At 57.3% G+C, this 14164-nt stretch carries 17 protein-coding genes; all 17 read right to left on the bottom strand.

Annotated features, from left to right (window positions below; translation table 11 throughout):
• Positions 1-8: 8 nt before the first annotated feature.
• The 17 genes from BLW22_RS11055 to BLW22_RS10980 all read right to left on the bottom strand — a co-directional run bounded on the left by BLW22_RS11055 (position 9) and on the right by BLW22_RS10980 (position 14156).
• On the bottom strand, positions 9-845 hold the full coding sequence (locus tag BLW22_RS11055) for a hypothetical protein (RefSeq protein WP_074846258.1): 837 nt from the start codon (positions 843-845) through the stop codon (positions 9-11).
• Positions 845-2632, bottom strand: coding sequence for an SGNH/GDSL hydrolase family protein (locus tag BLW22_RS11050; protein WP_074846255.1), 1788 nt, complete (start codon positions 2630-2632; stop codon positions 845-847). The genes BLW22_RS11055 and BLW22_RS11050 overlap by 1 nt, the downstream gene beginning before the upstream one ends.
• Complete coding sequence (locus BLW22_RS11045; protein ID WP_074846252.1) at positions 2625-3230, bottom strand: putative phage tail protein; 606 nt, start codon at positions 3228-3230, stop codon at positions 2625-2627. The genes BLW22_RS11050 and BLW22_RS11045 overlap by 8 nt, the downstream gene beginning before the upstream one ends.
• The gene (locus BLW22_RS11040; protein ID WP_074846249.1) at positions 3227-4294 is read right to left on the bottom strand and encodes a baseplate J/gp47 family protein; all 1068 of its coding nucleotides are present in this window, start codon (positions 4292-4294) and stop codon (positions 3227-3229) included. The genes BLW22_RS11045 and BLW22_RS11040 overlap by 4 nt, the downstream gene beginning before the upstream one ends.
• Positions 4294-4641, bottom strand: a complete 348-nt coding sequence (locus BLW22_RS11035) for a phage GP46 family protein (protein WP_074846247.1) — start codon at positions 4639-4641, stop codon at positions 4294-4296. Before BLW22_RS11035 ends, BLW22_RS11040 begins: the two co-directional genes overlap by 1 nt.
• 59 nt (positions 4642-4700) lie before the next feature.
• Complete coding sequence (locus BLW22_RS34420; protein WP_143045120.1) at positions 4701-4964, bottom strand: hypothetical protein; 264 nt, start codon at positions 4962-4964, stop codon at positions 4701-4703.
• Positions 4965-5121: 157 nt separating this feature from the next.
• Positions 5122-5682, bottom strand: a complete 561-nt coding sequence (locus BLW22_RS11030) for a phage baseplate assembly protein domain-containing protein (protein WP_083381360.1) — start codon at positions 5680-5682, stop codon at positions 5122-5124.
• A complete protein-coding gene (locus BLW22_RS11025) occupies positions 5682-6794 on the bottom strand; it encodes a phage baseplate assembly protein (protein ID WP_074846243.1) in 1113 nt (370 codons plus the stop codon). The genes BLW22_RS11030 and BLW22_RS11025 overlap by 1 nt, the downstream gene beginning before the upstream one ends.
• On the bottom strand, positions 6784-8109 hold the full coding sequence (locus BLW22_RS11020) for a DNA circularization protein (RefSeq protein ID WP_074846240.1): 1326 nt from the start codon (positions 8107-8109) through the stop codon (positions 6784-6786). Before BLW22_RS11020 ends, BLW22_RS11025 begins: the two co-directional genes overlap by 11 nt.
• Positions 8106-10343, bottom strand: coding sequence for a phage tail tape measure protein (locus BLW22_RS11015; protein WP_074846236.1), 2238 nt, complete (start codon positions 10341-10343; stop codon positions 8106-8108). Before BLW22_RS11015 ends, BLW22_RS11020 begins: the two co-directional genes overlap by 4 nt.
• Positions 10344-10522: 179 nt before the next feature.
• Entirely contained in the window at positions 10523-10906 is a 384-nt protein-coding gene (locus BLW22_RS11010; protein WP_074846233.1) for a hypothetical protein, read from the bottom strand.
• Positions 10907-10910: 4 nt separating this feature from the next.
• Positions 10911-11282, bottom strand: coding sequence for a phage tail protein (locus tag BLW22_RS11005; protein WP_074846230.1), 372 nt, complete (start codon positions 11280-11282; stop codon positions 10911-10913).
• A gap of 13 nt (positions 11283-11295) precedes the next feature.
• Positions 11296-12393, bottom strand: a complete 1098-nt coding sequence (locus BLW22_RS11000; RefSeq protein WP_074846228.1) for a phage tail sheath C-terminal domain-containing protein — start codon at positions 12391-12393, stop codon at positions 11296-11298.
• Positions 12390-12581 carry a DUF2635 domain-containing protein gene (locus tag BLW22_RS10995; RefSeq protein ID WP_074846226.1) on the bottom strand — a complete coding sequence of 64 codons (192 nt, stop codon included), beginning with the start codon at positions 12579-12581 and terminating at the stop codon, positions 12390-12392. The genes BLW22_RS11000 and BLW22_RS10995 overlap by 4 nt, the downstream gene beginning before the upstream one ends.
• A complete protein-coding gene (locus tag BLW22_RS10990) occupies positions 12581-13144 on the bottom strand; it encodes a phage protein Gp37 (RefSeq protein WP_074846223.1) in 564 nt (187 codons plus the stop codon). The genes BLW22_RS10995 and BLW22_RS10990 overlap by 1 nt, the downstream gene beginning before the upstream one ends.
• On the bottom strand, positions 13144-13635 hold the full coding sequence (locus BLW22_RS10985) for a phage protein Gp36 family protein (RefSeq protein WP_074846220.1): 492 nt from the start codon (positions 13633-13635) through the stop codon (positions 13144-13146). The genes BLW22_RS10990 and BLW22_RS10985 overlap by 1 nt, the downstream gene beginning before the upstream one ends.
• Complete coding sequence (locus BLW22_RS10980; protein ID WP_074846217.1) at positions 13635-14156, bottom strand: HI1506-related protein; 522 nt, start codon at positions 14154-14156, stop codon at positions 13635-13637. Before BLW22_RS10980 ends, BLW22_RS10985 begins: the two co-directional genes overlap by 1 nt.
• Positions 14157-14164 lie beyond the last annotated feature (8 nt).

Raw genomic sequence — 14164 nt, 5'->3', positions numbered from 1 at the left:
AAAGCGGCCTACGGAAAAGCTGATGCTGCTGTGAACGTGTCATCGGCGAACCGCCCACCCGCGCCGAATGCTGCACTCCACAACGCCTCATCCAGCGCCTCAACCTGGGCGTATGTACGGCCCGACACCGTGAGGTCTTCACAATAGGCGCGATAAAAGATGTCCGACGGACACTGGTTGACCAACGCGCCACCCGAGCCGATGTTGCCGAATACCATCGCTGATGCGGCCGCCGAAACGGTGTCAGCGGCCCCCGCCTGAGCAGTCATGGCACAGAACCGGTTCGCCACAGAGTTGATACCCCCGACGATCTTGCTACTGCCTGCCACCTTCGAGGTGGGGCCGGTGGATGCGAAGTAGCCAAGGTAACTGCCACCGGTACCGATCTCCATGAAGCGGTGGCCAGCTAAGGACGCACGGGTGCGCCGTGCCCACACTGAGATGTAAAACATGTGGGTCTTGTTGGTGATCATGTAATCGCGGATCGAGGTGGCCAGGTTGATTTGGGCGCCTCGACTATTGCTGCTGTTGTTCACCTGGCTATAAATGCCCTGGAGACCCTTTTTACTCGTGCGCTCAAACAACGCGTCTGCAGCCTGCGAGTTATTAAGAAACGAGCCCGCCAGCGATGCGGCCGAGCCGCCTCCCAAGATTACGGCTGCCTCCGCATAGGCGATGTTGGGAATAGGAGTGCCGGTGATCGGTACCCCTGTGACCTGTCCTAGGCTGTGGCCCAGGTCAAACAGGTAGAGCGAACCCGCACTTAGCACCCCGTCAGCACGCAGAATAGGGAGCGTTGTATCGGTAAAGGTGACGCCTTCCAGTACTGTTTTTTGCCCGGCCATTACCAGGACCTCCGGTTGATTTCATAGGCGATACGACGGGCGATATGCCCATTGCTGATGGTGGTGTTGTGAATGATGTCTAGCCGCAGAGAACGGGGAACAACCCCCTTGGCCACGTCATCTAGATCGTCGGCGCTGCCGTTGTTGAACTGCATCAGCCATTCGCGGATTTTGATTACACGGTCGCCATACTCGGTGGTCGCCCAGTCCTCCAGTGCCACGCAGTTGTTATAGGTGCTGGTACCTACACCCTCACCAGTGGAGGCTCCGGGTGTTGGATTGCCTCCGAGCGGTGGTGTGATGATCAGATAGCGCTTCTCGGCGGTTTTCTGGACGCCGACCATGGCACGGATGTCGGACTTGATCTGCTCGACGTTGTCGAGGTTGTTGCGGCCCATCCAGATGATCTGGGTATAGAAGCCTTCACCAGGTACATCGGGCACGAAAGGTGACCTGGGCGCGCTGTATCGGGCCTCTCCGGCCGCATCCCTGGTGAACGTATAAGCGTCTGATTCGTCGCCTGCCTCGCTATGCTCGCAGGTCAGCGTGCCCTGGATGCCGCCTAACGTACCTTTCAGCGTGAAGGTTCCTGAGTTGGTTGCGGGGGTAGACAGTGGCAAGGTGCTCAAGGCGGTGACAGCCACCGAACCCGATGCCGGGATCTGGTTGCCCGTTACGGTCAGCAATGCACAACCGGCGCCGAAACGTGCGGCAATCTGGCGGGAGGTTTGCCCGCCAATCCCGCCGTTGACGATTGTCCGAGCACTGATCAGTGGTGCGAGTTGCTCGCGCCAAGTGACCTGGCTGCTGTTTGCTGTCAGAGAGTCCCCCACACAGAGCAGGTCGACCAGCGGCTTGAGATACTCAATACCCGTCACATCAGGAATGTGTACATCAAAGTTACCAACGGTTTTTCCGGCCGTGGTGATGCCCAAAGCGATGCGCCCCACTGAATCGACGACAGCCCAGACGTAGCCGGATTCAGGACTCAGCTGAACGGCAATGTAGCCAGATAGATCGGCCCCCAGAGCCGCACGGAGAACCGCGCCAGTGCCGAGTAAAAACTTACCAGTGACAGTGCCGTCGAGGCGTAGAGCCAGGCCTATTCGCCCCTGGGTGTCGGTCACCGCCCAGACATATCCCGTCTCAGGGTCGAGGGCTTTGGCAATGAACCCATCTAGGTCGAGGTTCAGGGTTGTTCGATTGACCGTGCCGTCCCTGAGTACGAATTTACCGACCATTGATCCGTCAATTTTGCAGCCCAACGCCATCCGACCAGCCGAATCAACTAACGCCCACACGTAACCCGATTCAACGCCCAGGCGGATGAATCTCAACTCCAGTTCGCTAAACGTACCGCTTTCCACCGCTGCTGTTCGCGTGCCCAGTTCAGAGACAGCCCCCAAGGACGGATCGTCGGACACATGTCGAGCCTCCGTCGCGCTGACCCGGACGTAGAGGCTTCGAGACATCGTCGGTGAGGCAGGTTCGACATAGAAAGATTGGTTGTTCGCTGTTGCGGCTAAGCCAAGAGCAACTGTGGCATACACCTTGCCATCCGCCATTTGCGCGCTGAGGTCAGCAACCGCGTCTGGCATCGCCTCTTGATAGAGTCGGGCCTGCTTGGCAAAGGTCGGCACTGGCCCTGATTCCGTCAGCACATCCGTCTGTGCATCACCATTCAAGATTTTGCGCTGCAGCTCCGAGGCGGCTTGAGCTTTTGCAGCGGCCTCTGAAAGTTCGCCAGCATAGGAAGCCAGTGCCTCAATGCTTGTTTGATCAGCCATTGGATGTACTCATGTTGAGAGGCAGAACGTAATTCACCGCGTTGAAAATCTGGTCGGCCGCTTTGGTCACGACATCGACTACCTCATCGCCATATCCAAAAATCACATCGGTGTTACCTGGTCGACGCGTAGTGATTTGCACCTCCATGGCGACACTTTGATAGGCGGTGAGTGGAGCCTCCACGCGCCAGGTAAATGGCCAGTCGCCCGAATAAATTGGATCGCCGGCATTCAGCCGTCCGACCACAGGAACCCTGAACATCACCACGTCCGCCGTAACACCGTAGAGCGCGGCCAGGCGGATGAAATAGGGGATGGATTGACCGCCCAGATCCGCCATGGCGGCCTCGACCGCCTGTACTCGATCATCCATCGTGGCGCCGTCAGTTGGTGTGAGGTTGTAAACGCGCTCCCAGTCGACGATGTAATCACCGGCTGAGGCCGGAAAGATAGCGGCACCGACCGCCTCTAAACCTGTTAGAGCGTCCCCCAGAGCCACGCTTTCAGCCGTAATTTGTGCCAGAAGTACTTTGCCCTTCGGGTCATACGAGACTGGCGGGAGCAAAGCCTGAAGCTGCTCAACAAGAATTTCGCTCATGTCAACGGCTCCAGAGTGACATTGCCAAGGCGAATCCATCTGACCATAGCGGGATCGCTGGAAGCCGAGACATTGGCCGCAGGTGTGACTAGGTCGAAGTCCACCACCCCTGCAAGACTACTGATCGCTGCAGTAAGACGAATGCGATAGAGGGTTTCCAGTGGTACCAACGGATCGATGACACCGGCCGCTGCAGACTCGACAGCGCTTTGCAGATCCGCCAGCACGTAACCGACTGCCGGTGCCAAACGTAGCGCCAAGTCCACACTGAGCACGGCAGGTGTGAACACCCAGACATCAGCCCCGGCCGGGGCCACGCTATCGATATAGGCTTGGCACGCGGCGATAATATCCAGAGATGAAGGCCCACCTGCCGAGGTGATGACCACGTCAATCGAGTTGCCGCCACGTCGCTTGGGAATAACCAACACCGTGGATACACCGTCCACCGACAACGCCCAGCGTCGGTAGTCGGCCAAGTTCCCACCGCTCGGCGGGTTACGCAGAACGTCAAGGTAACGGGCTAATAGGCTCTCTTGCTTCTCGTCGTCAGTACCGCCTTTTAGCGCGGCCAGAGTGCAAGCACTGTCCACTCCTAATGGGGGACTCGTCAGAGTCGCTGCGCCCTCCAAACCGTTAAGCGCTGCGCCGGTATCGGTTGTGGTTACCGGTGCAACGGCAGTGCCATCAGCGCCCAAGGTAACCACCGCCGTGGTTTTGACCACGGTACCGCTAGCGTTATGACGGGCCTGAGAGGCAACTGGGAGTGTGCGCCCGGCTGTGCCAGTGATAGCGATAGTGCTACCTGCCACCGTCGCCGACTTCGGATACACGTCGCGGGTGGCGGCGTGCTTCTTGAGTTCGTCGAAGTCCGCGCTATCAGGGAATATCTGCCTGGCAGTCCATGCACTTTGCTGGTGGATACCTTCTGCCACTGCCGAAACTGAGCTGGCGCGCACGTAGTTGTCGCTGTCACTGGTGATGTCGGCGTCCGGTAACAGCGACCGTATATCCCGCAGTGCGCGAGTCCGAATGGTTTCGAAAGAGGGAGCGGAGTAAGGCATTAGATCACGCTCACAAGATGTTCAAAGGTCTGGCGACCGGCCGGGGCTTCGACTTCGATCAGCAATCGCAACCAACCGTCGTGCTTTTGCTCGGCGGTCACATCAATAGAGGTTGCCCTGCCGTCATCGATTAGGTCCTTGAGCGCCTGCTGGGAGTACTGCACGGCCAAATTACCAACACGGGACTTGTCTTTTTCCCTGCGTAGTTCATGAAGTCGCGAGCCCAGTAACGGATCGGCCCAATAGCTACCCAGCGGAGTTCGTAGCCGCAGGTACACCGCGTTCGCCAACGTTGAAATTCGCTGGCCTGTCAAATCGCCTGTAGTTGGGTTTATGCCTGCGTCCATGGGGAAGCAGAATGCCCCGCATGCGTGCGGGGCTGTATTTCAGGAGGGCGTAAGGTGACTTATTCTTGGGGAATACCGATGTAATCTCGCTGCCACGGCGTGAGCTGCGTTACATGGATGTATTCTCCTGGATATTCGGGTGGCAGATTGAGCTGTGGAGTCCCCTGCGTCGATACTTCGACAGGCTCCGCAACCAAACCCACAACAATCCCGTCGCTATACAGAGCCCAGGCTGCTACGCGCTTAACATTGTCACCATCAGTTTCACTTGTGCCTACGTAGAACCAATCTACACAGGGAGTTATCTGGATTATCTTGCTCATTTAGTGATTCACTTCTGTATTAGGAGCCTGGAGCATAACTGTAATCAATGCGCTAAAACGCCGTTGGCATGATCAAATTGACCAATGACATACTTCGAGCAGCTTTCCTGATAGATGACAAGTCACGGCCTCCGAAAGAAGGCTCGGATACCCGGTGCTACTGCTGAGGGTTTGGCGGATTTCCCGTCGGGTGAGCATGCGCGTTATATAGTTCGCGGTCGGCCTGCATGCTACGGGTATGGTCGATGATCTCGCCTGCAGACTGGATATTGCCCTCGGCCTGGACTTCGCCTGTGGTCTCAATCAAGGGCGTTTCGAACCGAACCTTGGTACTGGCTTTGACTAGGAGCGTTTCTGTCATGACCTCGATCACGCGGCCGCGCTTGAGGTGCACGTGGTCGCCCTCATCGGAATAGATGGCCACCTCGCCATCCTCCAGCGTAATGCGGTACCGGGCGTCTTCACTGGCGATCACGACCGTGTGTTTGCTGTTTCCACCCACTGGAACGGCGATGTATTCCGCACCAGGTAAAGGCGCCGAAGTGAAGCCGTAGTGCTGGAACAGCTCACCCGCGACTGACTCGTCAGCCAAGCCCTGCATCTCCACACCGATCAGCTTGCCATGTGTATTGCGAGCGGCCACAGCACGGAACGCCTGGCGATAGTTCACTCGCTCGTTTTTGGCTTGCTCACGCATCATTCGCCCCATGCTGCGCATCAACCTCTCCTTATTTCTTCAATGAAAGCAGCGTCTTGATTGACCTTGCCCTTGTGTTTCTTCAGGGGGTTACCGTCAAGAACCCACATTTTGTCTTCGCGAAGCCGCAACTCTGTTATTGCGCCTTGCCGGGTCAGTCGTAAGGTCCTGGACATCAAGAAGAACACCGCATCCAGGTTGTGCGGCTCGCTGCGAACAATCACCCGCTGACCAGGTGTCCATACACGGCCGTTGCCGGCTCGATGACCTTTGACCACAGCCCGGATCTCGAAACCCTCCAACTTGCTGTCAGCGAGAACCTTGCGGGCGCGGGTGGTGGCCATGTCCTGACTTTCGCTCGAACTGTCGATCACCACCTTGGGGCGAAAGATCCCACGGCGGGCCAGGCTCTCGTCTTGGACAACAGAGCGCAGGTGCGAGCGAGTAGTGTCGAGCCCGTCATTATCGTATTGCCCGTGCTGGCCGAGGACAGTCACCTGGCTGAATCGACCGGCGATAGATCGGCGTACAGAAAGACGCTCTACGTTGTTGCCCTGACCATCGAGACGCAGGATCAGCGTGCCAACAGGAGCCGACGTATAGTCAGGACCACCGACGACGAGCAAGCCGTCGGGCTCGACCCAAGGCCATAAGCCGTTGGCCTCGGCCACCTGCAGGAGCGCCTCCCATGCGGTTTGACCGGGCTCGATTTGGACGCGACGCCTGATCTTTGCGTTGGCCGCTCGAATCTCAACACGGGTGATCCCTAGCGGCGTGACAACCTGTTTGATGATGTCGGCTAGCGAGGCCTCTCGCATTGAAACAAACGGAGTTGAACAATCAACCAGCACAGCAGCTTTGTCCCGGCCGGTGACTCGGATCGCGATACCTCGACGCGAAATGTCATGCTCAAACTCATCAATCTGACCGGTCAATACGCGATCCCGACCTAAGGTCAATTCACAGCTAGCACCTTCAACCAGGACGCTCGGCAATTGGATTGTGTCGCGGGTGAACAGCTCCAATTCAAATGCGTCGGACGGGGTAAGCAGGTCGGACTCTACCGACCAACTGTCCCAGGTCTCATTGGTAAGGCCTCCAATGGACAGCCGGATAGATTCTTCAGTTTGCATAAGCCTTCAGAGCCGTTCCGGCCGCTATGCCATAAGGCGTGCGCAATGTTGGATTGAGGCGCAGCAGCTCGGCAGCACGAGTGTTATCTCCATACCAACGATGGGCGAGCAAGCGCAGGCTTACCGTGTTATCGACAACACGTGCGATCAATGGCGGATGCTGCAGGATCACCTGGCGCGCCCGGATCTGGATTAGTGCAGCTATCGTTCGAAGGCCCTCGATGACCGGAAGCGCAGCCTCGATGTCGTACAGGCGACGGTGGAGAAGGATTGCGGCCTGGATCAAACTGCGCACCAGGTTAACCAGGCGCTCCAGTTCCTCTGGACTCAGTGTTAAGTGGTCAGACTCGGCCTCGATCACGACACCCACGGCTTCGGCATAGCTCAGGGCCAGCTCCGTGATTACCAAGACGACCAGACCAAAACCAATTGCCTCAAGAGGGTCCGAAGGCATCGAGTCCGGCACCGAGTCCTCGCTTGGTTCTTCACCCTGGCGAGCCTTGACTAGCAATGCTGATGCGATTCGCGCCACGTCGGCGGGAAGCGAAGTTGCACCAGGTATCGTCGACGGCATGCCTGACCTGGCTAACAGCTCATTGGATGAGCTAGGAGTACTTCCCTGAATGGCGGCACGGATCTCGGTGGGCGTGCGAGTTAAATCAGTAAGCGGGTCGAACGCGGTGGAGGTACTTTTGGCCATGGAGGCGACCCCAGACACCACACCCAGGATCTGAGAGCGCATTTGTTGCAGACGCAATGTAATGCCTGGCAGGCCAAGCGCTTTCTCAATCAGTCCTGTCCAGCCACCACCAATCCATGACTGAACTTCAGACACTAACGAGTCGAGTCGCCCGAACAGATCGAGAACGCCGTCCTGCCAACTGGCTTCATCTGCCATCTCAAGTGTGGCCACGTCGACGAATTCAAACTGTCGAGCGAAGAAAGCCTGACCAGGTGTGTGCTCCAGGAACTGCAAAGCGACTTCGGCGTAGTCTGGCCGCTCCGCACGATGGCTCACCTGGTACGTTGCATTTACTACAGTCACACTGCCATAAATAGGATGGATCAGCTCAGCACTGCCACGAGTGTCTAGCGCTCGAAGTAGGGTTTGTAGTTCAAGCAAATAGTTCTCGCCGAAGATCACCGCCTGCAATGCAAACTGGCGAGCGCCGCGCCCTAGATCTTCGACATCATCACCGTCCACGTAGGGCACGCCGTGCTGGCCAAGAGAGCGTTGCCCAGTCAGATCCTCTGCCATCACATTAAACGGTACGCCGCGATAAGAGGCGTCCAGTAAGTCTTTAGCCCAGGTCATTGTCCGCGCCTCAACTGCACGTCAAGGCGGCGCTCCAACTCCGCGAAAATATAGTCCGAGTCAGTCCGTATCTCGATTACTAACGGCTTGCCCATCAGTTCGTTTAGCTTTTGAGCGGCTGCGATGGTGGCCATGCCGGAGTCAACCGCTCGGCCAGCCACACCAGCCGCCCAACTGCTCGCGCCGGATACCGAACCGCCTGCTGCTGTCAGGCCGGTTTCATTCTGTGCCAGGCGCCGGGCCTGCTCTGATGCCCAGTTGGATGATTGGCCGGGATTCTGTTCCAGGAGGGATATGCGATTGCGATAAAACGCTGTTTGGTAGGTGCGCTGGCCGTCGTCGATCAGTTTATTGCGTGAAACCATGGCCAAGCGGTCTTCGTCGGTATTCTGACCCGTAGAGCTTCCGAGTTGAGTGGCTGTGAATCCGAGCGCAACCGGGCCTAACCATGGGGCGATGAAGCCACCCGGCTTGCCTTTACCCTTGCCTGCTGAAGATCCACCCGGAAGATCGGGGACGCCACCATCCAGAGGCATTCCACTAGGCCAGTTTGTGACGAATACTGATGTAACCCCTGTAGCCTCCTCGAGCACCTTACCCACAGCAATATTTTTTATGGTTTCCGGGCCACCAAGAAACTTGTTCAGCAATGCCCCAGCACCAGCTTTGGCACCACGTCCCGCGTAATAACCGCCGACGCCAAGCGCTGCGCCACCTGCCAGCATCTGTTCACCTGACAGGTTCAGATCGTCCAGGAGGTAACTTCCAAAGTCAGCAAAACCCTTATTCAAGGGTATGGCCATGCGATCAATTGCCTGGCCAAGAGTGGCTTTCATCCTGGAGGCTGTACCGCTGGCGCTAGCGGTGTTTTCCTTCAAATCTCGGCCAATCACTGGGCCCGCGCCGTCGACTTTCTTCGACTGCTCGGCAAAGGTAGTGAGACGGTCGCCGGTTAGCATGATGCGGGCACCACGCACTGTATCCTGGTCCATTCCTTTGAAGACGACTCCCATGAATTTGGCGCGCTTTTCATCGGTATTCATCTTGTCGTACTTACGCTTCAAATCGCCAAACACGTCTTGAGGATTACGTGAGCTACCGTCCTTATTAAAAAATCCAACTCCTGTTGCTTTGGTGACTTGATCCCGATATTGCTTATTACTGAATATTCTCAACGTCGACTCGGTCAATGTGCCTAACCGGTCAGGTTGCATTTCTACTGTGGATAACGTTTCAGTGAAGGCCAGCGCCTGAGCGATAGACATACCTGCGGCCGACGCGGCTCCGCCGATTTTGGGGAATAGGTCAGCGAGGTTTTCAAGTTCGGCATTACCTAAGCGACCTGCAACAGTCATCTTTTGCAGAAGCTCTAGTGCAGCTCCATCTTTGTTCAAATTAATGTTAAAAGCGCTGGCGCCTGCTACGACCGCCTTCCCTAGGACTCCTGAGTCTGCACCCGTTACTGCAGTCGTTTGTCCGATAGCATCAGCAGTCTTCCTTGCAGCGTCATAGTTCACGCCAGACGCAATCAGGGTGTTAAAACCGCTGTCGACTTCTTCACGGCTTACACCGTATGTCCTTGCAATCCGCCAGCCCTCGTTTCTCCATTCGTCTTTTTGAGCTGGCGTCATATCCGCAGTTTGCCGAGTCCTGACCAACTGGCGATCAAGCTTTGCGCTACCCGTTAACCCTGACACCACACCCACACCCACACCTAAACCAGCCAATTGGCCCTGTGCAGTCGATCCCAATCCTTTAATGCGGTCGAATTCTCGCCGAACACCCGCCGCCACTGTCTTCAGCATGCGCAGGTTGCGGCCTCCGTTTTGGGCAAGGCGACGAAAGCTATCTTCAGTGCGTTCAACGCTACGGCGCAGTGGTTCGGTGCCTTCCTTCGCGGCGCGCACCAACTCTGCCTTGGTTTCTCGTGCGGCCTGGCGGCCGATCTGACCCATCTGTTTGAGGTCAGCCTGTGTTTGGATTACACCTTGGCGAAAGACGTTTGAGCCCTGGGAGGAAGTGTCCCGCATGGCCTGGCGGATAATCTTGTAACTGGCCGCACCGACTTGGCCAGTTTTGCTCAGTGCGGTGGACGCTTTGTTGCTGTCGTCAGCTAGAGCCTTGGCACCATCTTTACCTGCCTTGCGCAGGTCACGCTCAAGTGCCTGAACCACGCGTCGGCTATTGCCTGAGTTGGCCTGGATGCGCAACGCGACGCGCAGATCGGAACTCATCTAAGTTACTCCAGGTATAGAATTACGTATGCATGAGAGGCCCATAGTTGGGCCTCACTTGCTGTCTACTTGGCTTTTGTTCTTCAACCGCTTACTGACGTAGCGTTTGCCTTTGCGCTTACCTATCACCAGATCGATGCGGTTCTCGACCTCTGCTTTCGACATGCGCCGGATTTCCTCTAATCGGTATCCGTACCGGACGAGGACGTGCTCGATGCGTCGCCAGTCGGCGATGCCGCGCTCGGCGGCATGAGCTTTTTTTCCAGTTCTTCATCCGCTTCAGCGATCAACGCCAGATCCGATTCGGCCAGCGACTCGCGCAGCAGATCGGTGGTCAGTGCCTCAATAGGAATGTCACCAACCGACAAGAGCTGATTACGGTAGACCTCCAGTGTCACCAACTGAAGCGGTCCGTTGGGGTGCTGCTCCTGGGCCTTGATCAGGTCGCCGGTCATGCCTACACGCAGCGTGAACGCTTTATGAAAGGTGCCTGCGTAAAACACACCGATACCCAATGCCTTCGTGATGGTCAGGCCTTCCCATTTTTTTTCGATCTGACTCACAGCATCACTCCTCGTAGTAGTTCAAAGCGCTGACAGTCAGGTCGCGAGTGGCTTCGCCTTCGACCTGGTACTTGCTACCCATCTCGACCAAGGAGCAACCAGTCCAGGTCTCGCGCTTTCCACCACCTTCCTGCGGATAAATAGTGATTTTCGCGTCAACCAGGGCACGCCAATTGGGCTCCCCAGTTTTCGGAATGGCTACGGAGATACGCAGATCGTGTTCCTCCATACCCTTGGCCGTGCCCAGCGGTTTACCGGTACGGTTCATCGTTTTGACGATGGTGCGACCGGTTTTGAGCGTGGGCTCCAGGCTGGTTACTTCGTAATCGGTGCCGTTCAGCTCCATTACGATTAGCCCTACATAGGTATCAGACATCTAATGTCACCTCTTACAAGATCAAGTCGATACGGCCAGCGAACACGTGCAGACCGTTGACGACATCTGCGGGGATGCTGGAGTTGAGACGGCTTGCGCTTTGAGTTGAACGCTCGACCACCAAACCTGCGGCATTGGCGTCGACCTCTTCGACGATCTCCAGCTCTTCCAGCTTTTTGAGAACGTCCAGCAACTCGCCACGAACAGCCGGCGGGGTCTTGCTGGAAAGTTTCGAGCGAGGGTATCGGAGTCTGATACGTGTCCGGCATGCGGTGCGCACGTAGTAAAAGGTGCGCATGGTGGTCAGATCGAGCATCGACTCGTCATCGGCCCCTGCAGCCGACTTCGTGTAAGTGCTGATCGCTCGAACAATCTGAACGACATCACCAGCGGCCACTTCCAGCGGGGTTATACCGTTGGCCAGTGCGGTTTCCTGCTCTGTGCGGCCGAGGCGGCTATTAATCGCCGGGGCGTTAATACCAGTCAAAACTAGAGTGTTGAGTGGCCGTGCCGGATCTTCCTCGGATGCGACGACTGCGGCGTATGCCGCTGCAACCTGGCGTGCGGTTGAAGTGGTTCCTGGCAATAGTGCGACGCTGATCGCCCCCGCATTAAGTGCGGTAGCCAGTGCAATCGACGATGACAGGGTCGAAACCACCGCGCCAATACCAATAATGCTTTGTTGCTCAATGGAGTCAGTGTAGGTGTCGATGTGAGTCCTAAGAGCCGTCATTGCTGTTGCACTGAACCACGCCGGTACCAGGATGGTGAATCCACCCAGGGCCGTAGCATCCAACGCGGGCGCAATGTCAGGCTCAGCATCACCTTGGACGACGACACCGACTATTGAGATAGCCACATAGCGGTAGGCCTTGATGGCGGCATCAACCATTTCGGCGGCGACCGCCCCGGCCAAGGTTTTTGCCTCGGCCGCACTGTAGACCTGGGTTGGAACATTGGCTGCGAGGGTGGCGCCAGCGCCCAGCGGCACGATCAAACAAATGCTTTGCGCGTTGGTTGGTAGGCTCCTGACGGCCAGGCTGGTGTTGAACTCAAAATAAGCGCCCGGCTTACGGATAGAGGCTGGGATAGTGTCGAAGGCGATGCTCATTCAGCAGGCTCCTGTGTGGTCTTTTTGGCACTGCTGCGGCCCTTGCTGAGTAACAGCTCGCCTGCGGCAATGCGACGACGGTAGTAAGAGGTGTTCAGCACCTCGACGGGGTCTTGGCCTGCCTCGATGTGTTTACGGGGATCACCCTCTATCGGGACCATGTGGCCGGGTGCGGCGGTGACGAGCATTACAGTCCCTCCAGATTAATGATGTCGCTGGCAACCGGTTCAGGTTGACCAGGTTGTACGTAAACCATGTCGATGCCTTCCAGGTCCGGCAGGTCCTGCTCTGGCTTGGTCCAATCCAACTCAATCGAAAACGATTGCCCCAGGACCGACATGTAGTCGCTTTGAAACTTGCCGTTAACCAGGTTGGATAACTCGGTTGGCTCAATGCGTGCTCGATCCGGCCAGGGTTGCCAGTCCACAAGCTGGTGCATGCAGGCTTCCCAAAGCGCATAGCTGCCAATATCTGTGGCAGTTGTCCCGCGCCTGGTCTCCCGTTCACCCCGTGGATGGCGCGTAACGATCACCAGGCGAAACGTGATCGGAACGCCGTAACGACTTTGGCTGCGCTTACGAAACACGGCCCTCGGCACCATCAGCAGTACGGCCGGGCAGCGCTTGAGTAAGCCGTCTAGCAAGTCCGGGTCGCCCAGTTCACCGCCGTAGCTGTCAACGGTAAGGCGGTGGACCTTCGGAACCAGCTCCCTCAGGCGAGCCACAATCAAGTCCTCCAGCTCGCCCAGCATTACAAGTTCCTCAACGTGGTACGGCTCATCAGACGAGGCTGGTGGCTGATCTGCAGGCGAGACTCGCCGCCGTCAGAAGCTCCACGTTCCTTGTCCTCTGCGGCCAATGTTTCCAGCCGCTTAAGCACGTCTTTGTAGAGCACGCGCACAGTCGACTCTTCCTTGCCCGCATCGTCGTAAAGGTGATAGCGAGCGATCTCGGCCAGATCGGCAGTTACCCATTCGGGGGCCTCCTCACCGGCCGGGCGAAACCGCAGGTAAAACGACACCTCACTACGTGCCCGCGTTACGGCGTCGGCGATCCTGGCCAGCGTCGCAACGGCGATGGCCACGTCCTCAGGCGGCCATTCGTCCAAGGGCTGGCCAGCAGCAGCGGCCACCACTAGCGCCGGTTCGATAGCACGCTCGGTGTCCGGCACCGCCACTTCCGTGATGTCACGGGCGCCGAAGCGGACAAGTAGCTGGCTGGCGGATGGCAGTGAAAGGTTCACTATTGACCTGCCTTGGCTTTGCGGGATTTCGCGGGTGGTTTATCTGCCAGTGTCTTGGCCGCTTCACGCGCCTGATCTTCTTTGAGGGCGTCTTCCCAGAGAGAATCAAGTTCGCCGTCCGGCGCGCCTATCGCCTTGGCTAGTTCATATGCCCGATCCTCCATGAGGGCATCTTCCCAGAGGGCATCAAGTCCGATATTGCCCGCACCTGGGGCGACGGGCAGAAGCACTCCATCACCCAGAGCTGCAGCGTCTGCTTCAAGCGTCTGCGACTGAACGTTTTGTGAGGTGTTGGACGCTTCCGGTAGCGCGGCGGACGACGTAAGTGCATGGCGCGGCTCCCACTCTGGCTCCAGATCTACTTCCACGCAGGTGACAATCAACTGAGGCTCTTTGACCAGGTCACGCCATTGCTCAGACGTGAAGTCGCCCGGTTGCCAGGTGATCGGCTGGTCGGAATGGCCGACGCCGCAGCGACGAAAGCCATTTCGCCTGGCGGTAATAACGATGACAGTCGTCATGACGCCCC

The sequence above is a fragment of the Pseudomonas marginalis genome, from assembly GCF_900105325.1.
Lineage (GTDB): Bacteria > Pseudomonadota > Gammaproteobacteria > Pseudomonadales > Pseudomonadaceae > Aquipseudomonas > Aquipseudomonas marginalis.
Note: the sequence above shows the minus strand (reverse complement) of the source record. Positions and strands in the feature narration are given on the sequence as shown.